Source organism: Streptomyces sp. AA4 (assembly GCF_000158875.1).
GTDB lineage: Bacteria > Actinomycetota > Actinomycetes > Mycobacteriales > Pseudonocardiaceae > Amycolatopsis.
The window spans coordinates 587,421-611,597 of sequence record NZ_GG657746.1 but is presented as its reverse complement, the minus strand read 5'-3'; the positions used below and the strand labels follow the sequence as shown (position 1 = coordinate 611,597).

Annotated in this window: 27 protein-coding genes; 12 read left to right on the top strand and 15 right to left on the bottom strand. The window is 67.9% G+C overall.

What is annotated here, in order from left to right:
- Window positions 1–40: 40 nt before the first annotated feature.
- Window positions 41–1,336: a histidine--tRNA ligase gene (gene hisS, locus SSMG_RS03005; protein ID WP_037712375.1), complete on the bottom strand. Its 1,296-nt coding sequence runs from the start codon at window positions 1,334–1,336 to the stop codon at window positions 41–43.
- A 36-nt stretch (window positions 1,337–1,372) separates the two neighbouring features.
- Window positions 1,373–1,789 carry a hypothetical protein gene (locus tag SSMG_RS03000; protein ID WP_009072655.1) on the bottom strand — a complete coding sequence of 139 codons (417 nt, stop codon included), beginning with the start codon at window positions 1,787–1,789 and terminating at the stop codon, window positions 1,373–1,375.
- Window positions 1,790–1,905: 116 nt separating this feature from the next.
- On the opposite strand from SSMG_RS03000, the gene SSMG_RS02995 reads away from it, so the two are divergent.
- A complete protein-coding gene (locus SSMG_RS02995; RefSeq protein WP_009072652.1) occupies window positions 1,906–2,352 on the top strand; it encodes a hypothetical protein in 447 nt (148 codons plus the stop codon).
- 49 nt (window positions 2,353–2,401) lie between these two features.
- The gene (locus SSMG_RS02990) at window positions 2,402–2,746 is read left to right on the top strand and encodes a hypothetical protein (protein WP_199785775.1); all 345 of its coding nucleotides are present in this window, start codon (window positions 2,402–2,404) and stop codon (window positions 2,744–2,746) included.
- A 3-nt stretch (window positions 2,747–2,749) separates the two neighbouring features.
- Here the strand turns inward: SSMG_RS02990 and SSMG_RS02985 are convergent, their stop codons facing one another.
- Window positions 2,750–3,658, bottom strand: a complete 909-nt coding sequence (locus SSMG_RS02985) for a LysR family transcriptional regulator (protein ID WP_009072648.1) — start codon at window positions 3,656–3,658, stop codon at window positions 2,750–2,752.
- A 106-nt stretch (window positions 3,659–3,764) separates the two neighbouring features.
- On the opposite strand from SSMG_RS02985, the gene SSMG_RS02980 reads away from it, so the two are divergent.
- Window positions 3,765–5,534: an adenine deaminase C-terminal domain-containing protein gene (locus SSMG_RS02980; protein WP_009072646.1), complete on the top strand. Its 1,770-nt coding sequence runs from the start codon at window positions 3,765–3,767 to the stop codon at window positions 5,532–5,534.
- A gap of 23 nt (window positions 5,535–5,557) precedes the next feature.
- Window positions 5,558–6,250 (top strand): YitT family protein, encoded by a 693-nt coding sequence (locus SSMG_RS02975; RefSeq protein ID WP_009072644.1) that lies wholly within the window; start codon window positions 5,558–5,560, stop codon window positions 6,248–6,250.
- Here the strand turns inward: SSMG_RS02975 and SSMG_RS02970 are convergent.
- The 8 genes from SSMG_RS02970 to SSMG_RS02935 form a co-directional block, all read right to left on the bottom strand.
- Window positions 6,225–7,406: a sensor histidine kinase KdpD gene (locus SSMG_RS02970; protein WP_009072642.1), complete on the bottom strand. Its 1,182-nt coding sequence runs from the start codon at window positions 7,404–7,406 to the stop codon at window positions 6,225–6,227. The genes SSMG_RS02975 and SSMG_RS02970 overlap by 26 nt on opposite strands.
- Entirely contained in the window at window positions 7,403–8,086 is a 684-nt protein-coding gene (locus SSMG_RS02965) for a response regulator transcription factor (protein WP_286156928.1), read from the bottom strand. The genes SSMG_RS02970 and SSMG_RS02965 overlap by 4 nt, the downstream gene beginning before the upstream one ends.
- Before the next feature lie 56 nt (window positions 8,087–8,142).
- Window positions 8,143–9,414: a cation:proton antiporter gene (locus SSMG_RS02960; protein ID WP_037712374.1), complete on the bottom strand. Its 1,272-nt coding sequence runs from the start codon at window positions 9,412–9,414 to the stop codon at window positions 8,143–8,145.
- Window positions 9,411–10,733: a cytochrome P450 gene (locus tag SSMG_RS02955; RefSeq protein ID WP_037712371.1), complete on the bottom strand. Its 1,323-nt coding sequence runs from the start codon at window positions 10,731–10,733 to the stop codon at window positions 9,411–9,413. Before SSMG_RS02955 ends, SSMG_RS02960 begins: the two co-directional genes overlap by 4 nt.
- Window positions 10,730–11,755 (bottom strand): alpha-hydroxy acid oxidase, encoded by a 1,026-nt coding sequence (locus tag SSMG_RS02950; protein WP_037712369.1) that lies wholly within the window; start codon window positions 11,753–11,755, stop codon window positions 10,730–10,732. The genes SSMG_RS02955 and SSMG_RS02950 overlap by 4 nt, the downstream gene beginning before the upstream one ends.
- Window position 11,756: 1 nt before the next feature.
- A complete protein-coding gene (locus tag SSMG_RS02945; protein ID WP_009072637.1) occupies window positions 11,757–13,301 on the bottom strand; it encodes an NAD(P)-binding domain-containing protein in 1,545 nt (514 codons plus the stop codon).
- Between the two features lie 133 nt (window positions 13,302–13,434).
- Window positions 13,435–14,358, bottom strand: coding sequence for an aldo/keto reductase (locus SSMG_RS02940; RefSeq protein WP_078561053.1), 924 nt, complete (start codon window positions 14,356–14,358; stop codon window positions 13,435–13,437).
- A gap of 53 nt (window positions 14,359–14,411) precedes the next feature.
- Window positions 14,412–14,813 carry a MerR family transcriptional regulator gene (locus SSMG_RS02935; RefSeq protein ID WP_009072633.1) on the bottom strand — a complete coding sequence of 134 codons (402 nt, stop codon included), beginning with the start codon at window positions 14,811–14,813 and terminating at the stop codon, window positions 14,412–14,414.
- Between the two features lie 95 nt (window positions 14,814–14,908).
- Between SSMG_RS02935 and SSMG_RS02930 the strand changes: the two genes are divergently transcribed.
- Window positions 14,909–15,499: a TetR/AcrR family transcriptional regulator gene (locus tag SSMG_RS02930; protein WP_009072631.1), complete on the top strand. Its 591-nt coding sequence runs from the start codon at window positions 14,909–14,911 to the stop codon at window positions 15,497–15,499.
- Here the strand turns inward: SSMG_RS02930 and upp are convergent.
- Window positions 15,492–16,115 (bottom strand): uracil phosphoribosyltransferase, encoded by a 624-nt coding sequence (gene upp / locus SSMG_RS02925; RefSeq protein WP_009072629.1) that lies wholly within the window; start codon window positions 16,113–16,115, stop codon window positions 15,492–15,494. The genes SSMG_RS02930 and upp overlap by 8 nt on opposite strands.
- 287 nt (window positions 16,116–16,402) lie before the next feature.
- Complete coding sequence (locus SSMG_RS47880; protein WP_009072628.1) at window positions 16,403–16,846, bottom strand: protein-tyrosine-phosphatase; 444 nt, start codon at window positions 16,844–16,846, stop codon at window positions 16,403–16,405.
- Window positions 16,847–16,915: 69 nt separating this feature from the next.
- On the opposite strand from SSMG_RS47880, the gene SSMG_RS02915 reads away from it, so the two are divergent.
- The 7 genes from SSMG_RS02915 to SSMG_RS02890 all read left to right on the top strand — a co-directional run bounded on the left by SSMG_RS02915 (window position 16,916) and on the right by SSMG_RS02890 (window position 22,654).
- The gene (locus tag SSMG_RS02915; protein ID WP_199785774.1) at window positions 16,916–17,584 is read left to right on the top strand and encodes a DUF1707 domain-containing protein; all 669 of its coding nucleotides are present in this window, start codon (window positions 16,916–16,918) and stop codon (window positions 17,582–17,584) included.
- Between the two features lie 136 nt (window positions 17,585–17,720).
- A complete protein-coding gene (deoC, locus tag SSMG_RS02910) occupies window positions 17,721–18,695 on the top strand; it encodes a deoxyribose-phosphate aldolase (RefSeq protein ID WP_009072624.1) in 975 nt (324 codons plus the stop codon).
- 1 nt (window position 18,696) lies between these two features.
- The gene (locus tag SSMG_RS02905) at window positions 18,697–20,130 is read left to right on the top strand and encodes an aldehyde dehydrogenase family protein (RefSeq protein ID WP_009072622.1); all 1,434 of its coding nucleotides are present in this window, start codon (window positions 18,697–18,699) and stop codon (window positions 20,128–20,130) included.
- Window positions 20,123–20,989: an aldehyde dehydrogenase family protein gene (locus SSMG_RS02900; RefSeq protein WP_009072620.1), complete on the top strand. Its 867-nt coding sequence runs from the start codon at window positions 20,123–20,125 to the stop codon at window positions 20,987–20,989. The genes SSMG_RS02905 and SSMG_RS02900 overlap by 8 nt, the downstream gene beginning before the upstream one ends.
- Window positions 20,990–21,125: 136 nt before the next feature.
- Window positions 21,126–21,287 (top strand): hypothetical protein, encoded by a 162-nt coding sequence (locus SSMG_RS45200; protein ID WP_158687983.1) that lies wholly within the window; start codon window positions 21,126–21,128, stop codon window positions 21,285–21,287.
- Window positions 21,288–21,425: 138 nt separating this feature from the next.
- Window positions 21,426–21,665: a hypothetical protein gene (locus SSMG_RS02895; RefSeq protein WP_037712366.1), complete on the top strand. Its 240-nt coding sequence runs from the start codon at window positions 21,426–21,428 to the stop codon at window positions 21,663–21,665.
- 140 nt (window positions 21,666–21,805) lie between these two features.
- Window positions 21,806–22,654 carry a helix-turn-helix transcriptional regulator gene (locus SSMG_RS02890; protein ID WP_009072615.1) on the top strand — a complete coding sequence of 283 codons (849 nt, stop codon included), beginning with the start codon at window positions 21,806–21,808 and terminating at the stop codon, window positions 22,652–22,654.
- Between the two features lie 11 nt (window positions 22,655–22,665).
- Here SSMG_RS02890 and SSMG_RS02885 read toward each other — a convergent pair whose 3' ends face one another.
- Window positions 22,666–23,202: a DUF4232 domain-containing protein gene (locus SSMG_RS02885; RefSeq protein ID WP_009072614.1), complete on the bottom strand. Its 537-nt coding sequence runs from the start codon at window positions 23,200–23,202 to the stop codon at window positions 22,666–22,668.
- Window positions 23,203–23,342: 140 nt separating this feature from the next.
- Entirely contained in the window at window positions 23,343–23,975 is a 633-nt protein-coding gene (locus SSMG_RS02880) for a TetR/AcrR family transcriptional regulator (protein WP_037712365.1), read from the bottom strand.
- Window positions 23,976–24,177: the final 202 nt, after the last annotated feature.

Here is a 24,177-nt window from a genome sequence, read left to right as displayed (position 1 = left end):
GCGGGCGCCGGTCCGGAGACCGACGCCCGCCTCGGGAAAATCAGGCAGGCGAGACCATCGCCCGCACCGCGGCCGGAACGTCGGCCACCACGACCTGCTGCTGTTCGCGGGTAGCCAGGCTCCGGACCGTCACCCGGCCGGCCGCCCAGTCCTCCTCGCCCACGATGACGACCGCGATCGCCCCCGCCTTGTCCGCGCGAGTGAGCTCCTTGCCCAGTTTGCGCAGTTCCAGCGGGGTCGACGTGCGCAGCCCCGCCTTCCGCAGCGCTGTCGCGACATCACGGGCCGGGTCGGCCAGCTCCTCGGTGACCGGGATGACCGTGACGTCGACCTCGCTGCGCGGCTGCGGCGTGAGGCCGTGCGTGTCGAGGAAGTCCATCAGCGTCACGTCGCCCATGCCGAACCCGATGCCGGAGATCTGCTCCTTCGTGAACATCGAGGCGAGGTTGCTGTACCGGCCGCCGCCGAACAGCGCCCGGCGGTTCTGCGGCGAGGTGTCGAAGACCTCGAACACGGTCGACGTGTAGTACGCCAGCCCGCGCACGATCAGCGGCTCGTACCGGACCAGGCTCGCCGCGCTGCTGGACAGCACCTTGACCAGGTTCGATTCGGCCTTGACCGCCTCGGGCAGCTCGTCGAGCAGCGCCGGGCCGGCGCCGAGGGCCTCGGCGAGCTTCTCGTACTGCTTGTCGGACAACCCGATCTCGGCGGCACTCGCCGCGTGCTCCTCGGCCGACGTCTTCTCCCACCGGTCGACGAGCGCGAACACCTGCGGCAGGTGGTCCGGCGAGATGCCGACGACGTCGGTCAGCGCCGACGACAGCAGGTTCCGGTCGTTGACGCGCACCGCGAACATGTCGGGAGTCGCGCCGACCGCGCCCATCAGGTCGTGGATCAGCTCGAACATCTCGATCTCGCAGTTCGCGCTTTCCGAACCGAAGATGTCGGCGTTGATCTGCCAGTGCTCGCGCACGCGGCCGCGCTGCGGACGCTCGTAACGGTGGCAGTTCGGGTGGCTGTACCAGCGCACCGGGAACGACAGCGATTTCGCGTGGCCGGCGATCATCCGGGCCACCGACGGCGTCATCTCCGGGCGCAGGGCGAGCCGCTCGCCGCCGCGCGTGGTGAGCGTGTACAGCTGCTGGTCGGCGATCTCCTGGCCGGACTTCCGCTCGTAGACCTCCGCCTGCTCCAGGATCGGGCCGTCGTAGCGGAGGTAGCCGTAGCGCTCCAGCACGTCGTAGAGATGGCCGAACACCTGCACGCGGACGGACATTTCGGCGGGGAGGAAGTCTCGGGTCCCCTTGACAGGCGCAGTCGACAGGTATTCAGGCACGTCATTCAGCTTAACGACCCGGCGCCAGCCGTTTTGTCAGGGGAACGCGATGCCGTACGCGGTGAGCAGCATCGCCGCGCCGAGCAGCACCGCGCCGCCGGTCGTGACACTCATGCCGACGCGGGTGCGCAGCATCGCGAGGAAGAACCCGCCGGACTGCGCGAGCACGCCGAACAGCAGCAGGAAGCAGACGATCCAGCGCGCGGTGTCGCCGAGACCGCCGTGCTCGACCAGCTGCAGCGCGGCGAGCGTGAGGACGAGCAGCACGCCGGCGTGCGCGTGTCCGGCGCGGAAGAACCCGCGCTGCTTCTCGGTGAGGTCGCCGCGGCGCAGGACGCCGCTCAGCGCGTAACCGCCGTACATGACGGTGGGCAGCGATACGAGCGCTATGACGGTGAACAACTGGACTGGGCCGTGCAGCATGGTCGCCTCCTTGGGGTGCGAAGCGATCATAACACTGTTTTAAAACACTGTCACGAAACTGGTGGGTCCCTCATGCCGGTGGCTGTCACCCGACGGTCGAGGGATTCGAGCGGCGGAGCGGGCAGCGATGCACTGCGCTGGAGTTCATGACTACGACCTCGATGCGGCGCCGCGCCCGATGGGCCGGTCTCGCCTTGTCCCTCGCCCTTGGCGGCCTCTGCGCGACTGCCCTGCCCGCTCAGGCCGCCCCGGACGCTCCGGCCGCGCACCAGGCGGCGAAGAAGAAACCAGTGCACCTCAAGGCCGGACCGGCGAAGGACAAGGTGCACAAGGGCGACCTGGTCCGGATCCACGGGCATTTCGCGACCGGCCCGGCGGGTCGAGGCGACGACGACGGGCTCCTGTACCTCCAGCAGCAAACCCAGGCCGGGGTCTGGGTGAACCTCGCCTCTACCTCGTGCTCGCCGGACAACGACTTCGACCTCGGCGTGCGGCTGACCGTGTCCGGGACCCTGACGCTGCGGGTCTTCCACCCCGAATCCACCCTGTTCACCGCCGCCGCCTCCGCGGTGTTCACGGTCGTCGTGTCCTAAAAACCGATCCAGTGGATGTCCGCGGCGGAGACCGGGCATCATGTCGGGCGTGAGCCAGCCCGGAGATCCCGCTTCGCCGCAGTTGGCTTATGCCGACCACCTCCGCCAGCAATCGGCGACCTGCCGGTTGCTGGCGGAGAAGCAGCGGGAGAACACCGCTGTGTTCGAAGGCTTCGCCGAACGCGGCCTTCCTGGGTCTGCCGAGATGGCAGTCCGGTCCGAACGTTCGGCGCGGTTTCTCGTGCTGCTCGCTTCAGTGATCGCGGAGCAGGCGATCGCGCACGACGAACTGATGGCCGCGGGCGGGCCGGAGAATTCCCGTGCGTACGTCGAGTATGAGGCGACCACCCGGCGGCTGCGGGCGTTGTTGCCGACGGACACTCTCACCGACTGAGCGTTACGGCCGCGGCGTTTGCGTGTTGGTCAACGCGCCCACGATGTCCTCCGCCAGCAGAAGACTCGCCAACCCGTGGCCGTGTTTTTCCCGGCGTACCAACGAAACCACGTTGTTGCTGAACGCGTCGCGCACCGGGCGGAAGACGAGCCGCCCGTCGCGGATTTCCTCGGCGATGTCGAATTCGCTGAGGAACGCGATGGCGTCCCCGGAGGCGGCGAGCCGTTTCATCGTCTCGATCGAGTTGGTGTGGAACGCCGGTTCGATCTCGAGGCCGGCTTTGGCGAAGGCCTCCGCGACGATGCCATGGATGACCATGGACCGGTCGGCGAAGATCAGCGGATAAGGCGGGCACTGGGCGAGCGGGATCGGCTCCGGCCCGGCGAGCGGGTGGTGCGGCGCGACGACGACGCCGAGCCGGGTGTTCATCTGCCAGCAGACCTCAAGCTGCGCGGACGGCGGGACGTTGAAGCCGAGTCCGAGATCGGCCTCGCTGGCCTCGACCGCGCGCAGGATTTCCTGCGTCGTCATCGTGCGGATGGAGATCCGGACTCGCGGATGCCTGCCCCGGAACGCCGCCGCGGCGGTCGCGACGACGCTGCTGGCCAGGCCGGTCATCGTGGCGATGACGACCTCGCCGCTGCCGAGCGCGTGCAGGTCGCGGATGTCGGCGACGGTCTCGCGGTACTGCTGGAGCGTGCGCCGGACGTGCGCGAGAAGCGCTTCCCCGGCCGGTGTCGGACGCATCCCGCGCGGCAGGCGGTCGAACAGCGGCTGGCCGAGTTCCGCTTCCAGCAGCAGGATCTGCCGGTTGATCGCCGACGGCGCGACGTGCAGTCGCGCGCCGGCCGCGCGGATGGACCCCAGGCGCGCCACCTCGTCGATGTACTGCAGCAACCGGGAGTGGAGCACGGGCAGACCTCCTCAGCGTACGAAAAAAGAGTACACGTCGTACGAAAATGAATGCTTGTCAGCAACGGTGGGCGCCGGGTTCTATCAGTGCACCAACGACAGCGAAGTGAGGAACACCGTGCTGGAATCGCCGACCTATCCCCCGCTCGCGGCGGAAGACGTTGCCGCGCAAGAAGATCACGTGCGGACGATCTTCGACATTCTCGCCGGCGAGCAGGAAGCGGACCTGCTGCTGCGCAATCTCCACATTGTCGACGTGCACACGGAAAGTGTCTATCCCGGCTCGCTTCTCGTTTACCGCCAGCGGATCATCGCGCTGAACCCCGACGAGTCGATCGTGCGCGTGCGCGAGGTTTTCGACGGCGAAGGCCTTTACGCGATCCCCGGGCTGATCGACGCGCATCTGCATTTCGAGTCGCAGCTCGCGCATCCGGCGGCGTTCGGCGAGGCGATCGTCCCGAGTGGAACGACCACGGTCTTCGGGGAGACCCTGGACTTCGCGAGCGCGGCCGGGGACGAGGCCGTGGAAGCAGTCCAGACCTTGTTCGCTGACCACGAAAAGCTGCCGTATCGGCTGTACGCCTTCGCGCCGGGGAAGAAGACCTCGACGGACGTCACCGAAGCCATGCTGAAGATGGATCCGGTGATCGGACTGGGCGAACTGGCGCACCTGTCGTACATGACCGGCGACGCCGACGATTTCCGCAAATCCGCGCTGGGCCGGGCGAATTCCGGGTTCGTGAACTGCCACTGGGGTGTCACGGCGCTGTCGGACATGCTGCTGAACTACATGCCCGCGATCGGCGTCGACAACAATCACGACGTCTGGAACGAGGACGACATCGAAAAGAGCGTCCGCTACGGTCTCAACACGCAGATCAAGTTCGGTGTCGGAAGTCCCGAGGTCATCCGGACCATGTTGCGCGCCATCGTGAAACGGCGCTGGCCCGCCGAGAACTTCCAGCTCTGCGCCGACAACATCTCGGTGGACCGGGTGTTGCGGCAGGGCCACATCGACTGGGTGATCTCGCTGGCGATCGAAATGGGGATGCCGCCGATCAAGGCGATCAAGATGGGCACGCTGTACGCCGCCCGTTCGTTCCGCAAGGACCGGGACCTCGGTTCGCTCAGCCCGGGCCGCTTCGCGGACATCGTCCTCACCGACAGTCTCGCGAAAATCAACCCGCGCTACGTGTTCAAGGGCGGCGAACTCGTGGCCCGCGATCGCAAGCTGCTCAATCGCGTCGGCATCGATTACTCCAGCCTCGCCAAGAAACCTCAGCCGGGCCTCGCCGACCTGACCGCCGAGCAACTCGACCTGACGCCGATCGAAATCTCTGCCGCGGGCGACCAGGCGAAGGTGCTGCTCTTCGATGTCTACGGACGCGGGCACCTCAAGTTCGCCCAAGAGATTTGGGTGCCCTACCGCGACGGCGTGGTCGTGCCCGAGCACGAAGGCGAACAGCTCAACCGGATTGCGGTCGTGCAGCGATACGCCGACGGGGAGCGGCACATTGTCACCGGGTTGTTCAAGGGCGTGTCGATCGACCGCGGCGCGGTATCGACGTTCTGGCCCGCGCCGTCGGCGTACTTCGTGAGCGTCGGCAGTGACAGCGCGGAAATGTGCGCCAATCTGAAGCAGTTGGACACGCTGGTCGGCGGCTGCCTCGTGACCGAGGACGGCGAGACGAAAGCCTGTCTGCCGCTGGAGTTCTACGGCGTGATGGCCGACATGAACCTCGCCGAACTCGTCGACGCGACCCGTTCGGTCGACGCCGCGCTCGAGAAACTGGGCAACCACAACGAGGGCGAGCCCGTCGTCAACAAACTCCTGACCCTGTTCATCTCGCTCGACCGTTTCGGATTCATGAAGTAACCCTCAACGAGGAGGTCGCGGTCGTGCCTTACGACAAAGACGCGGGAGTAATCGACACCGGAAACGTGGTGCGGCGGTGGATCACCTACATCGCGGGCATCTACCTGCTGACGCTCGGTCTCGGCCTGGCCATCCGGGCCGGGATCGGCATCTCCCCGCAAAGCAGCCTGACCCGCACGATGACGCTCGTGCTCCCGCCGCTCAGCCAGGGCACGTTCAATCTCATGCTCGAAGTGCTCATGCTCGGGCTGACTTTTCTTGTGCTGCCCCGGGCATTCAAACTCAAGAACCTCTTCTCGCTGGTTCCGGCGCTGATTCTCGCCGCGCTGCTCGACTTCAACCTGATGGCGACGAAGTGGATCTCGCTAACGCCCTACGCGGCCAATCTCGCGTTGCTGTTCCTCGCCGACGCGATGCTGGCGTTCGGGCTCTTCCTGATGATCCGCGCCAATCTGGTGCTGATGCCGATCGACCTGTTCGTCAACACCTTGCAGAAGAAGACCGGGCGCAAATGGGGAAATATCAAGACGGTCTTCGACTGCACGCTGCTGGCCATCTCGGCGGGCATCGGGCTGATCTTCCTCGGCGGACCGCATTTCATCCGCGAGGGCACGATCGTCAACGCCGTCCTGGTCGGCCAGTACATCAAGCTCTATTTCTTCCTGTACAAGAAGTTCCAGGCGCGCAAGCTCAAGCCCGTTGAAAGCGCAACGTGAACGTCGCGCCGGCCCCGGGCTTCCCGAAGGCGGCGATCGTCCCGCCGTGGCCGGCGACGACCTCCTGCACCAACGCCAGCCCCAGCCCGAACCGCCGTCCCTCGCCGTTCGACCCGTGCGCGAACCGTTCGAAAAGCCGTTCCGCCTCGTGCTGCGGGAAGCCCGTCCCGGTGTCGCACACCCGCAGTTCGACGTGCCGGGCGTCCGGATTGGCGAGAATCACCTCGATCGACCCGCCGGGCGGCGTGTGCCCGATCGCGTTGTCCAGCAACGCGGAAAGCACGCGCCGCAACGCGGTCGGCACGCCCGGCACGACGTCCTCCAGCCCCGGCGAACGGCGCAGCCGGAGGTCCACCTGCCGGTCGTTCGCGCGGACCGACTCCGCCGCCACGGCCTGTTCCGCCAGCACCGCCAGCTGCACCGGCTCCAGCTGCGGCCGCGCGGCACAGGCCTGGGCGGACAACAGCAAATCGTCGACCACCGCGCCGAGTTCGCGGGTGCCGGAGACCAGGGTTTCCAGGTCGGCCGGTCCCGCGCCGCCGCGGCGGGCCAGGAGCTGCGTGCGGGTGTGCAAGCGGGTCAACGGCGCACGCAGCTCGTGGGACGCGTCGGCGACGAACGTCCGTTGCCGCCGCAACGCCTCGCCCAACGGCCGGATCGCCCGCCCGGCCAGCAGATACCCGCTGAGCACCGACGCGAGCAGCACGACCAGCTCGGCCACCCCGAGCCCGAACAACAGGTGTTCACGGTCAGATATCAGGTAGTGCTCGTTGAAGTACGCCTGCCAGATCTCGCCGCCGCGGTTGACCGTGCGGATGGTGTACGTCGCGCCGTCCAGCACGCGCTCTTCGGTCACCACGTCGCCGTTGTTCGGCACCCGCGGCACCGGCGGGAGCGTGAACGGCAGCCGCCCGGCAGGCGCGTGTCCCTGGGGCGTCACCAGGTAGGTGCAGCCGGGCGGGGTGGCGGAAAGACCGTGTCCCAGCGCGAATTCCAGCTGCCGTTCGGTCTCCGCGACCTGCCCGCGCAGCAGCACCCAGTACGCGATCACCCCCGCGGCGAGCACGACCATCGTGATCACCACGGCGATCTGGCCCGCGATGGTCCGCCGCGCGCGCCGCAGCGCCCGCGCCTCGGGGGCGACGAGGGTGGTCACACCGCCCCGATCTGGTAGCCGAGGCCGTGCACCGTCTTCACCACGCCGCGCCCCAGCTTCCGCCGCAGGTAGTACACATAGGTGTCCACAATGGACTCCGCGGCGGACTCGGTGAACACTCCCGCGCGCAGCGACGCGCGCGGGTGGATTGCCTTGGGCCGCTGGGCAAGCGTGCGCAACAGCTCGAACTCGCGTCCGGACAGCGTTACCCGTTCGCCGCGCGGCAGCACGACCTCGTGCCGCTGCAGGTCGAGCGCCGCCGCGCCGAGCGGGAGGGATTCAGCGTGCTCGGAGTCGCGGCGGCACAACGCGCGCACCCGGGCGAGCAGTTCGTCGGTCTCGAACGGTTTCACCAGGTAGTCGTCGGCCCCGGTGTCGAGGCCGTGCACCCGGTCGGCCAGCTCGCCCAGTGCCGACAGCACCAGCACCCGCGCGGGCACCGCCCGGCGGCGCAGCTGGGCCAGCACCGAAAGGCCGTCGACCACCGGCAGCCGCCGGTCGAGAATCACCACCGCGTGCCTTCCGGTGAGCCCGAGGTGCAGGCCGCGCTGTCCGTCGTGGGCCACTTCGGTCTCGTAACCTTCTCCGGCGAGCAATTCGACGAGCATCCCGGCGAGATCGCGATCGTCCTCGACCAGGAGCACCCGGGAAGCCGCCGGGGTCTCTGCCTCATCGTGCACAGGTCCATACTCGCAGTGATCCGGCCATCCGACCCTCGACTTTCGTAGGCAATCGTTCAGCTTCGCCCGGTCAGGAGAAATTCGGGCATTTCCCCGTCCGCGTACCGGCGGGCGTCGCGTTTGTCCAGCCAGCCGAGCACCGGCGAGGTCATGATCGTGGTGACGAGCGCGACGAGCACCAGCACAGTGAACAGAGCGGGCGAAACGATTCCGGCGGACAGCCCAACGTTCAATGCCACCAATTGCATCAATCCACGCGCGTTCACCAGCACGCCGATCCGCAACGCGACCGGTTGCGGTTCGCCGGTCATTCGCGCCGCGCCCCACGAGGCACCGAGTTTGCCGACCACCGCGACCGCGATGCAAACCAGCGCGAACAGCAGCAGCTTCGGGTCGGCGAGGAGTGCGAATCGCGTGTTGAGGCCGGAATAGGTGAAGAACAGCGGCAGGAACACGACCCGGCCGACCGGCATGATCCGCGCGAGCACCGCGTCGGCCGCCTCGCCGCGCGGGAAAACCAACCCGAGCATGAACGCGCCGAACACCGCGTACAGGCCGATGACGTCGGTGAACCACGCGGCGCCGAACAGGAACATGGCGGTGACGAGCATCCGCTGATCCACCGGCACCCGCGGGTTGGCCATCACCCGCGCCACGATCCGGCGGACCACCAGCCACACCAGCAGCACGAACAGCACCCCGCCGCCGATGGCCGTCGCGACCGGACCGGCGGTGCCGGCGTGCATGCCGAGTACGACGGCGAGCAGGATCCAGGCGAGCACGTCGTCGAGCGCGCCGCAAGCGAGCGCGAGCGAGCCGAACCTGGTGCTGCCCAAGCCTCGTTCGGTGATTATCCGGGCCATCATCGGGAACGCCGTGATCGCGAGCGCCACCGCGACGAACGCCGCCGAAACCACCGGCGATACCCCGGGTTTCAGGATTCCGGCCCAGTTCGCGCCGAGCACGCTCACCCCCACGCCGAGCGCGAGCGGCACGACTGTGCCCGCGGCGGAGACCGCCGCGACGGTTTTCCTCCCTTCTTTGAGTGCACTCAGCCGGAATTCGTAACCCGCGCCGAACATGTAGATGACCAGCCCGATCTGGCCGCCGAGATACAGCAGCGTCCGCACCGAATCCGGGAACAGCCATTCCTGCCCGCCGGGAGCCACGAGCCCGAGCAGCGACGGGCCGAGCAGCACGCCGGTCACCATCTCGCCCACCACCGGCGGCTGCCCGAGCCGCACCGCGAGCGCGTTCACCGCCCGGCAGGCCACCAGGATCACGACCGCCGCCAGGAAAAACGCGGGTGCGGCTTCGACGGCACTCATCGGGTTCCTCCTTGGAAGTGTCTGGTGCACAACTTCAGCCGGCGCGCGTCGAGCACCATGTAGGTGCCGAACACCAGCTGCGCGAGGCTGCGCCACACGTCTTCCCAGCGATCGCGCACCGCCAGATAGGCCAATGCGGTGCGGGGATTTCTCCGCGATCCGCGCGGGGTGGCGAAAACCGGCCCGCGATTGGGAATCGACCGGGTGTGCGCGGCGCTCGTGGCGAGGGCGAACCGCCGCAGGAATTCCCTGGTGACCACGCGCATGGTCACCGGGGCGAGGCCGCGCGCCGGGCACGGCCGGTTCTGCGCGACGCCGAACGGCAAGAAATTTCTCTGCTGGTGCGCGGGGCAACCGGCCCAACGCTCCGGGTCGAACTCCTCCGGACGGTCCACTCCGGCGTGGTGGAACTCCGGATAGCTGAACAGCAGCACGGTACCCGCGTCGATAGTCCGGTCCGCGAGCTGGATGTCGCCGGTGGTGATGCGGTGTGCGATGCCGAAGAGCGGGTACGTGCGCAGGCATTCGTCCAGCACACGGTCGAAATACTCGTCGTCGTCCGGGTTTTCCGCGAGCCGCCGCTGCACTTGCGGGTGTTCGGCGAGCACCATCAGCAGGTGCGCCATCGCTTCGGACATCTGCACGACCGCGGTGTTGAAGAACGTCCCTTGCAGATAGAAGACCTGCTCCTCGCGGGTGAGCCGGGACGGCAGCGGATGCGGTACGTCGTCGAGGCGGCGGCGCAGGTACTCGGTGAGCCGGGCTCGACGGCGCATGTTGCGCGGGCGTACGCACTTCAGTGCGGACACGACGTCGTCAGCATGCCCGACGATCAGGTCCCGGGCCTCTGGCGGGCATTCTTCCTCGAACACCAGCTCGTAGTACAGCTCGGCCCAGACCGGCATCATCTCGTCGCGCAGCCGAAGCAGCCGTCCCGGCCCGGTTTCGATCCGGTCGAGTACGCGCGCGGCGACCCGTTCGGTCAGCGCCTGCGATTCGGCCTTCGACTTGACCAGGATGGCCCGGGTGGTTTTCGCGACCTCGTCGTAGCGCGGGCCCGGCTCCAGATGTTCCTGGTGCACCTGGGGTCCGGGTGCGAGCCAGTACCAGAACAGGTCGGACAGCGCGGCGCCCTCGCTGCGTCCGTCGGCCGCCGGATCGGCGTACACGCGGCGGAAGTCCTCGACCGGCACCTGGTAGCCCTCGTCTCCGTTGACCAGCGCGAAAATCCGGTTCCGCAGCGCGACGACCCGGCCGGGCAGCCACTTCGGGCTCGTGGCGACCAGCCCGGCCGCCGCGGCGAGCACGAGCCGTTTCATCGGACCAGGTCCGCGGTCAGCTCGCCGGGCGTACGCGCGCCGCACAGCCCGAGTGCGGTGTCGGTTTCCTCGCGCAGCCGTTCCAGCACCTCGGCGACTCCCTCCTGCCCCGCCGCGGCGAGCCCCCACAGCACCGGCCTGCCGACGCCGACCGCGTCCGCGCCGAGGGCGAGCGCCTTGACGACGTCCGCTCCGCTTCGCACGCCACCGTCGAGAAGCACCGGAATTTGACCGTCCACAACGGACACGATTTCGGGGAGTGCGGCCATGCTCGAAATTGCGCCGTCGAGCTGTCGGCCGCCGTGGTTGGACACGACGAGCCCGTCGATTCCCACTGCCACCGCGCGTCGGGCGTCTTCCGGATGCAGTACGCCCTTGAGCAGCACCGGCATTTTCGTGGCTTTACGCAACCAGGCGAGATCGTCCCAGGTCAGGTCGGCGGGCATCTCGATGTCGCGCACGCGGCCGGTGTTGTCGCGCATGTTCTCGGCGGCCAGCCCTGGCGGAAGGTCATGGAAACCGTGGCGGTATTCGCGTTCCCTCCGTCCGCGCACTGCGGAATCGACTGTCACCACCAAGGCTCGCGCGCCAGCGTTCTCCGCTCGGCTAATGACTGATTCGGTGAACTCCCGGTCCGACTGCGGATACAGCTGGAACCAGAACACGTCGGCGACCTTGGCGACATCCTCCACCGCCGTCGTCGAAGCCATGCTGCATACGAAGACTGTGCTCGCTTCCGCAGTGGCTTGTGCGGTCGCGAGTTCTCCGTCCGGATGCGCGAGGCGATGGAATGCTGTCGGGCAAACCAAAATCGGCATCGACAACGGCGACCCGGCGATTTCCACCCTCAGGTCGCGTTTGCCGACTCCGCGCAGTGCTCGCGGCACGAGCACCCGGCGGCGGAATTCTTCTTCGTTGGCGCGCAAGGTGGCTTCTTCGCCCGCGCCACCAGCGTAATAGTCGTAGTGCGCTGACTCCATCCGTTCGCGCGCGATGGCTTCCAGCTCCGCGATCGTGCGCATGTCAGAGCTGCTTGGTGAAGAAGGCCGTCAACGCGTCCACGTGCACCGGGCGGTTCCACTCGTTTTCGAGGTTCTCGGCGACATGGTGGGTCGCGACCAACTCACCGCCCTGGTAATGCCGGACGATCGGATGCAGGTAATGCCCCTCGCCGGAATCGTTCGCGACGTCCTGGCTCGCGCGCGTGACGGTGAAGTCGAACGGGTCGATCTTGTCGTGGTCCGGGCCGTAGTCGAGAGTGATCACGAACGCGTTGGCGCTCTGGCCCAGTTCCGTGTCCTTGAATCGGTCGACCGGGACTTCCTCGTAGTATCGGGCCTGGTCGCCGTCGACCACGAGAACGTCGGCGAGGAACCCGAACTGCTGGTACAGCGCGGAAGTGCGGTTGATCCGCTGAATGACCGCGTCGACCAGTTCGCTGGTCTTGTTGGCCACCACCGTGTTCGGCCATTCAGTGTCGTGGTAACGCTCGTCGAGCACCTTGGAAAGCGCGCGCACGCCGTAGCGGTAGCCGTGGATGAACGCGCTGGTCGCCTTCTTGAAATCGCGAGCCTGAGTGATCGTCCCGGCGAAGTAGAGCCCGGGCACGTTCACGGATTCCCACGACGAGGTCTGCGCCGGGAACCGGTCGTTGATCGTCATCTCCGGACGGCAGTCCTCGTCGAACATTGACGCATCGAACCGGAATCCGGTCGCGGCGATCACCCGGTCGTAGCGAATTTCCTTGACCAGCTCATTGGCGCGAGCGAAGGCGAATTTGACGTGGTAGCCGTCGTCGTCCTTGGTGATCTCGCGGACGTCGCCGTCGAGAATCGCGTGCTGCAGCTTGAGTTGGTACATGTCGAGCACCCCGGCGTTGAACGCGCGGAGGTGTCCGACGAAGTGCGTCCGCCAAGCAAGTTTGACCGGCCGCGGCCCTGCGACATGCAGCACCGCGGCGTAAGCGTTGATGCTGTCAGCGGTCTCGAAGGCGGAGTTTCCCTTGCCCAGCACGAGAACGCGCTGATTGATGAACTGCTCGGGATCCGTGTCGTAATCGGAGTACTGGTCGACCAGGTCCATCCCCGGCACGTCCGGGACGTACGGTTTGGTCACGCCGGTCGCCATGACCAGCCGCCGGGCGCGGAACGTTTCCCCGTCCGCGGCGGTGACCGTGAAGACGTCGTCCGCGCGCGAAATTCGCGTAACCTCGGTGTCGTACCGGATTTTGACGTCGTGTTTCGCCGCGTAATCGGCGGTGTAGCGGAGAAACGCCTCCGCGGGCGGGAACATCTCGGCGCTGTAGTCGGTGAACACGAGCGGGTCGGGCCCGTCGTCGAGCAACGAGTTCCAGTCGACCCGGAGGTTCAGCTCGGGGTCGGTCCAGCCGGTGTACTTTTTGTTGACCGAGATGAGCGTGCGATGCCGGGGAAAGCGCGTGAAGAACGCGGCGGGCACGGACCCGCGCTCCAGGACCAGGTAGCTGCGCCCGGCCCCGCCCAGCTGCCGCCCGAGCTGCAATCCCGCCGGCCCGGCTCCGACCACCAGGTAGTCCAGCACGTCCGCCATGACACCGACCTCCCGCTCGCCTTGATCTGACGGCGATCAGAGTGGTCGGAAGATCTCAGAAATCCCTCAGAACGTACCCGGTCTTCGGGACACCCGGTGCCCCGCGACGGAAGCGGGGCACCGGGTTCAGCCGCTACTTGCCGGTGACGCGCGCGAGCGCCTCCGGGTACCGCTCGCCCGCGACCGCTTCGGCCGGAGCGGCCTTCTCGATGGCCGCGATGTCCTCTTCGGACAGTTCCAGCTCGGCCGCGCCGACGTTCTCTTCCAGGTACTTCCGCCGCTTCGTCCCCGGGATCGGCACGACGTCGGCCCCCTGGGACTGCACCCAGGCGAGCGCGAGCTGCCCCGCCGTGACGCCCTTGTCGGCGGCCAGCGCGCGCAGCGCCTCGACGATCGCCATGTTGCGCGCGAAGTTGTCCTCGGCGAACCGCGGCAGGGTCCGGCGCATGTCCCCCTCGGGCAGCTCCTGCACCGAGGTGACCGCGCCGGTCAGGAATCCGCGGCCGAGCGGCGAGAACGGCACGATTCCGACTCCCAGTTCGCGGCAGGTGCCGAGGATCTCGTCCTCGATGCCGCGCGTCCACAGCGACCATTCGCTCTGCAGCGCGGTGACCGGATGCACCGCGTGCGCCCGGCGGATGGTGTCGGCGCCCGCCTCGGAAATCCCGGCGAAGCGGATCTTTCCGGCCTGGACCAGCTCGGCCAGCGCGCCCCAGGTCTCCTCGATCGGGACGTTCGGGTCGACGCGGTGCTGGTAGTAGAGGTCGATGTGGTCGATCCCGAGCCGCTGCAGCGATTCGTCGCAGCACTGCTTCACATACGCGGCGTCCCCGCGCGCGGTCATGCCCTCGGCGGTGTGCACGATGCCGAACTTCGTCGCGAGAACCACCTGGTCGCGACGGTCGGCGATGGCCTTGCCGACGAGCTTCTCGTTCTCCCCCGCGCCGTACACGTTGGCCGTGTCGAGCAGGGTCACCCCCAGCTCCAGCGCCCGGTGGATGGTGGCGATGGACTCGCTGTCGTTGTCGCGCACGCCGTAGGCCGCGCTCATCCCCATGCAGCCGAGCCCCTGTGCCCCGACCTCCAGTGCGCCGAGCTTCCTCGTACCGATCACGCGGAAATTCCCTCCATTTCGGGCGCTACGCCAAAGGCCTTGCGCTCGATCTGCTCGTAGTTGGCGATCTTGTAGTCCAGAATGTCGAGACAACCCTGCAGCTCGGCGATGCGGTCGGCGACCGATTGCCGTTGCTCCACCAGGATCGCCTTGCGCCGTCCCGCGCTGGCCACCCCGTGCCTGCGCAGCGAGGCGTACTCGCGCATGCTCTTGATCGGCATGCCGGTGAGCCGCAGCTTCGTGAGGAAGCCGAGCCAGTTCAGGTCCTCGTCGGAGTAGGCGCGCCGCCCCGCCGAATCGCGAGCGGGCGGTTCGAGAAGCTTGATCCGTTCGTAGTACCTGAGGGTGTCGATCGACAGGCCGCTACGTCGTGCGGCTTCCGCTATCGAGTAGCTCATGCGCTCGACAGTACGACCTGGAGTGCACTCCAGGTCAAATCTGAAACCGCCGGTCGCGGTCGCGTTTTATAACGTTGTTGCGTTACGCTGGGTACATGCCTCGCCCCCGTACGCACGACGAAACCCTCCGGCTGAAGCTCCTGGATCGGGCAGGCGAACTGATCTCCGCCGACGGCCCCAAGGCCCTGTCGCTGCGCAAACTGGCCGCCGACTCCGGCACGTCGACCACCGCGGTGTACTCGCTGTTCGGGAGCAAACCGGACCTGGTGAACGCCCTGTACGTGGAAGGCTTCCGCCGCTTCGGCGCCCGGCTGGCGAGGGTCCCCCTGTCCGGCGAGCCGGTACCCGACCTCGTGCGCCTGGGCGTCGCCTACCGCGAAAGCGCACTGGCCGACCCGCACCTGTACGCGATCATGTTCAGCCGCTCCGTGCCCGGCTTCGAACCGAACGCCGAGGCCGACGAGGTCGCCCAGGCCACCCTCGCCCCGCTGATGGGGGTAGTCCGCGCCGCCGTGACGTCCGGCCAGTTCCAGGACGTCGCACCGGAACTGATCACGGTGAGCCTGTGGGGTTTCGTGCACGGCCTGGTGTCCCTGGAACTCTCCGGCCGCTTGCCGGACGGCTTCAGCGTTTCCGACGCGTACGAGAAAGCCTTGCACGCCAACGCTTCCGGCTGGCTTACCTAGCGCCGTACTGCCGGTCTCCCGCGTCGCCGAGCCCCGGCACGATGAATCCGGAGTCGTTGAGCCGCTCGTCGATGCTCGACGTGACCACCCGAAGCGGCAGCCCAGTCTGCTCCAGATGCGCCAGCCCCTCCGGCGCGGCGAGCGCACAGATAGCGGTGACATCCGTAGCGCCCCGGTCGATGAGCAGACGAATCGTGTACTCCATCGAACCGCCAGTCGCGAGCATCGGATCGAGCACCAGCACCGGCCGGTCCGCAAGCGATTCGGGCAGCGATTCGAGGTACGGCGTCGGCTTGAGCGTCTCCTCGTCGCGAGCGAGACCGACGAACCCCATTTGCGCGTCCGGGATCAGCTTGTGCGCCTGGTCAGCCATCCCCAGCCCAGCCCGCAAAACAGGCACGAGCAACGGCGGACTGGCAAGCCGATAAGCATCAGTGCGCGCAACCGGAGTATGAATGCGCTCGGTCCGCACCGGAGCGTCCCGCGTGGCTTCGTAGACGAGCATGACAGTCAACTCATGCAACGCAGCCCGAAACGCAGCACTGTCCGTCCGAGCATCCCGCATAGTCGAAAGACGAGCCTTGGCCAGCGGGTGATCGACTACCTGCACATCCATGCCGACAACTTAGCTGCCAACGAGAAGCACGCCACCCTTTCCCCCTCACCTTCGTGGGCCCCATTACCCACCCACACCACCGCACCGATGCACCCAACTATCGAGGCACCCAGCCCCTCCCCCGCACCCCGATACGAAGCCGCCCTGCGGTCTGGGGGTGCTTGTCAAGGCATCTTTCCCGCCTTGACAAGCACCCCCAGACCGTCAGCACAATCAAGCTTCGGGGTGCCCCACGCAACCAGGGACGGCAATGTCGCCCGCCAGGGCGACGAGCCGAGACAGCCCCCCTACAAAGACTCCGCAAACCACCGAACCCACCGCCGCTGCCAAGGAGTCTCCACCGCCCGCGGATGATGCTCCCTCCGCACCCAAGCGACAGCCTCCCCCGGCCCCACCCCACCGACCGTCACCAAACAAGCCAGCACAGTCCCACTACGCCCGACCCCGCCAAGACAAGCCACCTCCACGGCCTCCCCAGCAACCGCCCGCTCGTGCAACCCCAAAATCTGCGACCGGGCGTCCTCCCGATCCCGCGGCAGCAAGAAGTCCGGCCAAAGCACCCACCGCCGCTCCCACCCCAGCAACGGGTCGTACCGTGCCCGCATCCGCCGCGACCCCAGATACAACCCGAACTCCGGCTCCGGCCCCTCCGGCCTCGGCTTCCCCAGCCCACGGGCCCGCACCCGAGCCCCGTCCGGAAGCACGAGAGTCCCCGCCAACGCAGCATCCATCACGCCATGATCCCCCTATCCACCGTTCGACGGACCCGAGCCGGACCCGACAGGGCTAGGCTGCCCCAGGTGAGTGAAGACCCAGCCACGCCGGGCCCGGACCAGATGCGCGTGTCGGACGCTGACCGGGAGCAGGTCGCGCAGGTACTGCACCAGGCGCTGTCCGAAGGCCGCATCACGATCGACGAGCTGGAGGAGCGGCTTTCCAGCGTCTACTCGGCGAAAACGTTCGCCGACCTGAAACCGGTGACCGCCGATCTGCCCGGCAGCGCCGCGCTCGCCGCCACCGCGTCGGCCTCGCTGCAACCCGCCCCCTCGCGCGCGCTCGGGCTGCCCGACAACCGCATCGGCGGGCATCCCGGTTCCGCGATGTCGATCGGCGTGATGTCCGGGGCGGTGCGCAAGGGCAGCTGGGTCCTGCCGCAGCAGCACACGACTTTCGCGTTCTGGGGCGGAGCCGAAATCGACCTGCGCAGCGCCCGGTTCGCCGAGAAATCGAGCACGATCACCGCCATCGCGATCATGGGCGGGATCGAGATCACCGTCCCCGACGACATCAACGTGAACGTCACCGGCATCGGCTTCATGGGCGCGTTCATGCTGGAGGACAAGTCCGGCGCGCCGCCCGCGCCGCCGACCGCCCCGACGGTGACGATCAACGGCCTCGGTTTCTGGGGCGGCGTCGTCGTGTACCGCAAGCCGGCCAAGGACCTGAACGCGCCGCAGATCGAGTCCTGAACCCGACTGCACACGGCACCGACAAAAACCGCCGCTCGCGCCGCGCGGCTGTGGACAACTCCGCGGCCGTGACCAGCTGTCCACAGATTCCGGTGAGCGCTCCGGCGCCTGCTGTCGCGCACCTACACTCAGCGGTATGACAGCTACCACCAGCCCGTCAGCGGCGCCGGAAACCCCGTCGCCGCTGACGGACGTCACTCGCGACGAAGCGAGCCTGCGGCGGTTCCTGCACGGGCTGCCCGGTGTCGACCAGGTCGGCGTCGAGCAGCGCGCGGCGGGACTCGCGACCCGGAGCATCAAAAAGGAAGCCAAGCGCTGGGCGATCGACACCGCGGTGTCGATGGTCGACCTGACCACGCTCGAGGGAGCCGACACCCGCGGCAAGGTCCGCGGGCTCGCCGCCAAAGCGATGCGGCCGGACCCCGAGCGGCAGGACTGCCCGCGCGTCGCGGCCGTGTGCGTGTACCCGGACCTGGTGGAGACGGCCGTCGAAGCGCTCGCGGGCAGCGGGGTGCGGGTGGCGAGCGTCGCCACCGGCTTCCCGGCGGGCCGCACGAGCCGCGAGGTGAAGCTCGCCGACACACGGCTGGCCGTCGAGGCGGGCGCGGACGAGGTCGACATGGTGATCGACCGCGGCGCGTTCCTCGAAGGCCGCTACCTGGAGGTGTTCGACGAGATCCGCGCGGTGAAGGCGGCCTGCGGCTCGGCGCACCTGAAGGTGATCCTCGAAACGGGCGAGCTGGCGACGTACGACAACGTCCGCCGCGCGTCCTGGCTCGCCCTGCTGGCCGGCGGGGACTTCATCAAGACGTCCACCGGCAAGGTGTCGCCCGCCGCGACGCTGCCGGTCACGCACGTGATGCTGCAGGCGGTGCACGACTGGCACGAGCGCACCGGCGAACTGCGCGGCGTCAAACCCGCGGGCGGGATCCGCACGACGAAGGACGCGATCAAGTACCTCGTCGCCGTGCACGAGGTCGCGGGCGAGCAGTGGCTCACGCCGGACCTGTTCCGGTTCGGCGCGTCGAGCCTGCTCAACGACCTGCTGCTGCAGCGGCGCACCCAGGTGGACGGCCACTACAGCGGCCCTGATTACGTGACGGTGGACTGACATGGGCATCTTCGAATACGCGCCCGCGCCGGAATCGCGCGCGCTGGCCAATCTGAAAGAGCATTACAAGCCCTTCGTCAACGGCGAGTTCGTCGACGGGTCCGGCGAGCCGCTCAAAACGATCAACCCGGCCACCGAGGAGATCCTCGCCGAGGTCGGCACGGCGTCTGTGTCCGATGTGGACACCGCGGTGAAGGCCGCGCGCAAGGCGTACACGTCGGTCTGGTCGAAAATGCCGGGCACGGAGCGGGCGAAGTACCTGTTCCGCATCGCGCGGCTGATCCAGGAACGCTCGCGCGAGCTGGCGGTGCTGGAAACGCTGGACAACGGGAAGCCGATCAAGGAGTCGCGCGATTCCGACGTGCCGACCGCGGCCGCGCATTTCTTCTACCACGCAGGCTGGGCGGACAAGCTCGGCTACGCGGGCTACGGGCCGGACCCGAAGCCGCTCGGCGTCGCCGGCCAGGTGATCCCGTGGAACTTCCCGCTGCTGATGCTGGCGTGGAAGATCGCACCGGCGCTGGCCACCGGTAACACCGTGGTGCTGAAGCCCGCCGAGACCACGCCGCTGAGCGCGCTGGTGTTCGCCGAGATCTGCCAGCAGGCGGAACTGCCGCCGGGCGTCGTGAACATCCTGCCCGGCGCCGGTGACATCGGTGCGTCCATTGTGGAGCATCCGGACGTCGACAAGATCGCGTTCACCGGTTCCACCGAGGTCGGCAAGCTGATCCAGCGCACCGTCGCGGGCACCCGCAAGAAGCTGACCCTGGAACTCGGCGGCAAGGCGGCGAACGTGGTGTTCGACGACGCTCCGCTGGACCAAGCGGTCGAGGGGATCGTCAACGGGATCTTCTTCAACCAGGGCCACGTCTGCTGCGCGGGCTCGCGGCTGCTGGTGCAGGAATCGGTGGCCGAGGAGGTGCTGGAGAAGCTGCGGTACCGGGTGTCGACGCTGCGGCTGGGCGACCCGCTGGACAAGAACACCGACGTCGGCGCGATCAACTCGGCCGAGCAGCTGGCGAAGATCCGCGGCCTGGTCGAATCCGGCGACGCGGAAGGCGCGCAACGCTGGACCAGCCCGTGCCCGGTGCCGGACCGCGGGTTCTTCTTCGCGCCGACGGTGTTCTCCGAAGTCCACCAGTCGATGCGGATCGCGCGCGAGGAGATCTTCGGCCCGGTGCTGTCGGTCCTCACCTTCCGCACGCCGGAAGAGGCCGTGGCGAAGGCGAACAACACGCCGTACGGACTGTCCGCGGGCATCTGGACCGAGAAGGGCTCGCGCATCCTGTGGATGGCGAACCAGCTCCGGGCCGGCGTGGTCTGGGCCAACACGTTCAACCGTTTCGACCCCGCCGCCCCGTTCGGGGGCTACCAGGAGTCCGGTTTCGGCCGCGAAGGCGGACGCACCGGTTTGGAGGCCTACCTCAATGTCTGACCGGATTTCCGTCGCCAAAACCTACAAGCTGTATGTCGGCGGCAAATTCCCGCGCTCGGAATCGGGCCGCGTCTACCCCGTCACCGATTCCAAGGGCGCTTTCCTGGCGAACGCGGCCCACGCCTCGCGCAAAGACCTGCGCGACGCGGTGTCCGCCGCCCGCAAGGCGTTCCCGGGTTGGTCGTCGGCAACCGCATACAACCGCGGCCAGGTGCTCTACCGCGTCGCCGAGGTGATGGAAGGCCGCCGCGCCCAGTTCGCCGCCGAGGTGGCCGCCTGCGAGGGCGTCGCCGCGAAGAAGGCCGAGTCCCTTGTGGACGCTGCCATCGACCGCTGGGTCTGGTACGCGGGCTGGACCGACAAGATCGCCTCGGTCCTCGGTGCCGCCAACCCGGTCGCCGGGCCGTATTTCTCCTTCACCACGCCCGAGCCCACCGGAGTCGTCGGCGTTCTCGCGCCGCAAGAGTCCTCCCTGCTCGGCCTGGTGACGGTGCTGGCCCCAGTGCTGGCCACCGGCTCGACGGCAGTCCTGGTCTCCAGCGCGGACCGCCCCCTGCCCGCCATCACGCTGTCCGAGGTGCTGGCCACCTCCGATGTCCCCGGCGGGGTCGCCAACATCCTCACCGGCCGCGCCGCGGAACTGGGCCCATGGCTGGCCTCCCACGGCGACGTCAACGCCCTGGACCCGACCGGCGCGACCCCCGAGGACCGCGTCACCCTGGCCCAGGAAGCCGCCGGAACGGTGAAACGAGTCCTGTCCGTCCCGGACGTCGAACCGGACTGGACGGCCGAACCAGACCTGTCCCGGCTCCGGCGATACCTGGAAGCGAAAACGGTCTGGCACCCCATCGGCGTCTGACCTTCGAGTCCATCGAGACCGCCGTTCCGGTTACCCCGGAACGGCGGTTTTGTTTGCCCGCAACCGAAACAGTGCGCGGTGGGCACACTTAGCACCGAAGACGACGAAGTGCGGCATCCGTAACGCGGCACACCTGATGCCGTGTGAGAGCCGGACGCACAGCCCTCCGCCGTTCGCGATCGACCTCCCCGGCCGCGGGCTCAGTTTCGGCAGCCCGGACAACAGCGGCGGACCGCAGCTCGACGCCTGCTCCCATCTCGTCGACGCACCGACGCTCACCCGCGCCGAAGTCGCCTGAGCGAGGACCACCGGACACCAACATTTCGCGCCACAGCCCTATCCTTTCGCGAAATTCTCTGCCAACATGAGCCATTGGGGAAATTTCGACAACCCCGTGTCCGGTACAGGCGCCGCCAGCACGTCAGGAGGACTTCGCATGACCCCGCAGCCCGCCCAGTCCGAAGAAGCACTCGCCCTCGAGTTCCTCGGCACCACCAGCGCCGGCGGCAACTGCCCCAACGCTTATCGCACCAACCGCGGCACGTTTGTCGTCCAGGGATACCGGGTCACCGACGAGCAGGCGCTGCGGCAGCTGCACGAACGCGGCATGCCGGACACCGAGACGGCCGTCGAAATCCCCGCCGGCCTGCTCAAGTTCTTCCCGCAGGAAGCCTGAGCACGACGACCGGCGCAGGCGAGGCAAGGGCAGCGCGGCGATTCAGACGCACTAGGCCCCCAGGATTTCTCGAAACTCGACCCCAGGTGTGGGAAGATGCCATCGGGTTCGAGGAATTCCGCATGCGATAGCGAGGGCGAGTGCCTACCAGTTTCGAGAAACGCCGGGCAGAGCTTGGCGACCGCCTGCGCCGGCTCCGGGTCGACGCGGGATACGAGACCGGAAAGGACTTCGCCAAGGCCATCGGCTGGAACGCGCCCAAGGTCAGCAAGATAGAAAACGGCAGGCAGACCGTCGGCGACGACGATCTCGACGCCTGGGTCGCCGCGGTCGGCGGGCCTCCGGAACTGGCCGCGGAACTGCGCGAGCAACTCGTCGAGGTCCGCGACGCGCACGCCAGCTGGAAAGACAAAGTCCGCGACGGACACCGGGCCAGACAAGAGGAATCCATAGCCCGCGAGGCCAGAGCGCTACGAATTCGTGCAGTAGATCTCCGAATTGTCTCCGGATTACTGCAAACCCCGGAGTACGCGCGGCATACGCTGCTCGCCCACGCCCGGATCCACGGCGGCGGACAGGACATCACCGAGGCCGTCCGGGCGCGGATGCAGCGCCAGCAGATCCTCTACGAACCCGGCCGCACCATCGAACTGCTCACCTCCGAGGCCGCGCTGCGCTATCCGAACGCGCCGCGGGAGGTGATGATCGCGCAGGTGCACAAGCTGCTCGCGCTGCTCGGCACCCCCAACATCCGCTTCGGCATCATCCCCGCGGACGTCGTCGTGCCCTACCCGATCACCGCGGACTTCTGGGTCGTCGACGACGTCGCGATGGTCGAGACCCCCGAGGGCGAGCACATCGCGAGCGACGTCGACCCGTACCACGAGGTCGCGGATCTACTGTGGACAGTCGCGGCCGAGGGCGACGCCGCCCGGGCGGTGCTGCTGCGGGTGCTCGATTCGCTGACCCGCGCAGCCCCGCCCGACTGAGCCGGAATCCGTTACGCCGCAGGCGCTTCGCCTGCCGTCAGCGTGCCGACGTCGAGGTTGTGGCTGTCCGCGCCGGCGTCTACCGCGCCGAAGGTCCAGTCCACCGTCACGTTCGGGTCGATCGGGTCCCCGTGCGGGTTCGAGTCGGCCGGAGCGGTCACGGTCAGCGCGTTCGGCGTCTGCTGCTCGTCGTCGGACCCGATCGCCGTCCAGTGCAGCGGCACGTATGCCGACGAACCGTTCGCGATCAGCACCGGCGGCGCGTCGGCCGGTGCCTCGTTGTTGACCAGGACGTTGTGCGCGCCGACCAGATTGACGTCGGCCCGGCCGGACAAGACGCACCGCTCGCCCTCGTTCGCGGTGAACTGCAGCGCGGCGTTGCGCTGGCCCGCGCCGGCCCCGCCGTAGACGAGCTTGGTGCTGAACTGGTTCGCCGTGCACGGAAGCGCCGACGAGTCCGCGGTCGCGGCACCAGCCGTCCCGGCGAAGACCGCGGTCGCGCCTCCGGCAACAGCGACCGCGATGGCGATTCGGCGGATGTTCTTCATGATTCGTCCCCTCTCGCGATTTCCGGCGGCTCCGCACCGGCTTCACGAGATAAGACGTCCCCGCCCGGAACGCGATGGCCCGTTGTGAGATCACCCCCGCCTGAGCAACCCCGCAGCGCCCGTCACGTCCAAAGAAGCAGTCAGAGCAAGTCTTCCTTGCCGATCGGCCGCCCCGGCAACGTGGTCGCCGGACCAGCGCGCAGGCCGTCGATCATGATGGCGATGTTGCGGGCCGTGGCCATCTCCGGCGATTTCAACCGGTGCGCGGGCAGCTGGCGGATCAGCCGGGCGAACAGCACCGCGACGTCTCCCGCGCCCACGTCCTTGCGCAGCGTCCCCTCGGCCTGCGCGCGGTCGACCAGCCCTTCGACCTCGAGCAGCACCGCTTCGCGCAGCTGAGCCACCTCGGGGTCGTCCTTGAGAATTTCGTGCGCCCGCTGCGACAACATGGCCAGCTGCATCGACAACTGCAGTTCCGCGCCGTGATACAGCAGCTGCACCAACGCTTCCCACGCCGTCGGCGCTTCCACCGACAGCCGCCGCGCGTGGTCCAGCACGCCCGCGAAGTTGTCCACCGCCACCGCGCGGATCAGCGCGTCGCGGTCCGGGAAGCGCCGGTAGAGCGTGCCCACGCCGACGCCCGCCGCGCGCGCGATCTCCTCCATCGGGACCTCGGGACCGTGGCTGGCGAAGATGACGCGAGCCGCGGCGATGATCTGGTCGCGGTTGCGTTGCGCGTCCGCCCGCAGCGGCGTCTCGGGGTCTGCACTCATGCCCGGCCTTCCCTCTTCCCGGTTGGCGCGCATTCTCGCACGCCGGGCCAGCAGCGCAAACGTGCCAGTGATCGGGAGCGGACAGCAATTGTCACCCCGTTGCTAGTGGACGGCGATCTTCCACTTCGGTACCTTGGGCACTGAACCGGAATGTAATCCTCCACATTCATTCCGTAACGGGGCAAACCCACCACAGGGGGTT

Bases quoted from the DNA above. Each gene is read 5' to 3' on its own strand.
- upp (WP_009072629.1), bottom strand. From the start codon at position 16,115: ATGGATGTGCAGGTAGTCGATCACCCGCTGGCCAAGGCTCGTCTTTCG.
- SSMG_RS02935 (WP_009072633.1), bottom strand. From the start codon at position 14,813: ATGAGCTACTCGATAGCGGAAGCCGCACGACGTAGCGGCCTGTCGATC.
- SSMG_RS02955 (WP_037712371.1), bottom strand. From the start codon at position 10,733: ATGAAACGGCTCGTGCTCGCCGCGGCGGCCGGGCTGGTCGCCACGAGC.
- SSMG_RS02950 (WP_037712369.1), bottom strand. From the start codon at position 11,755: ATGCGCACGATCGCGGAGCTGGAAGCCATCGCGCGCGAACGGATGGAG.
- SSMG_RS02905 (WP_009072622.1), top strand. From the start codon at position 18,697: ATGGGCATCTTCGAATACGCGCCCGCGCCGGAATCGCGCGCGCTGGCC.
- SSMG_RS47880 (WP_009072628.1), bottom strand. From the start codon at position 16,846: ATGGATGCTGCGTTGGCGGGGACTCTCGTGCTTCCGGACGGGGCTCGG.
- SSMG_RS02945 (WP_009072637.1), bottom strand. From the start codon at position 13,301: ATGGCGGACGTGCTGGACTACCTGGTGGTCGGAGCCGGGCCGGCGGGA.
- SSMG_RS02880 (WP_037712365.1), bottom strand. From the start codon at position 23,975: ATGAGTGCAGACCCCGAGACGCCGCTGCGGGCGGACGCGCAACGCAAC.
- SSMG_RS02995 (WP_009072652.1), top strand. From the start codon at position 1,906: ATGACTACGACCTCGATGCGGCGCCGCGCCCGATGGGCCGGTCTCGCC.
- SSMG_RS02930 (WP_009072631.1), top strand. From the start codon at position 14,909: ATGCCTCGCCCCCGTACGCACGACGAAACCCTCCGGCTGAAGCTCCTG.
- SSMG_RS02900 (WP_009072620.1), top strand. From the start codon at position 20,123: ATGTCTGACCGGATTTCCGTCGCCAAAACCTACAAGCTGTATGTCGGC.
- deoC (WP_009072624.1), top strand. From the start codon at position 17,721: ATGACAGCTACCACCAGCCCGTCAGCGGCGCCGGAAACCCCGTCGCCG.
- SSMG_RS03000 (WP_009072655.1), bottom strand. From the start codon at position 1,789: ATGATCGCTTCGCACCCCAAGGAGGCGACCATGCTGCACGGCCCAGTC.
- SSMG_RS02960 (WP_037712374.1), bottom strand. From the start codon at position 9,414: ATGAGTGCCGTCGAAGCCGCACCCGCGTTTTTCCTGGCGGCGGTCGTG.
- SSMG_RS45200 (WP_158687983.1), top strand. From the start codon at position 21,126: ATGCCGTGTGAGAGCCGGACGCACAGCCCTCCGCCGTTCGCGATCGAC.
- SSMG_RS02885 (WP_009072614.1), bottom strand. From the start codon at position 23,202: ATGAAGAACATCCGCCGAATCGCCATCGCGGTCGCTGTTGCCGGAGGC.
- SSMG_RS02895 (WP_037712366.1), top strand. From the start codon at position 21,426: ATGACCCCGCAGCCCGCCCAGTCCGAAGAAGCACTCGCCCTCGAGTTC.
- SSMG_RS02940 (WP_078561053.1), bottom strand. From the start codon at position 14,358: ATGGGGATGAGCGCGGCCTACGGCGTGCGCGACAACGACAGCGAGTCC.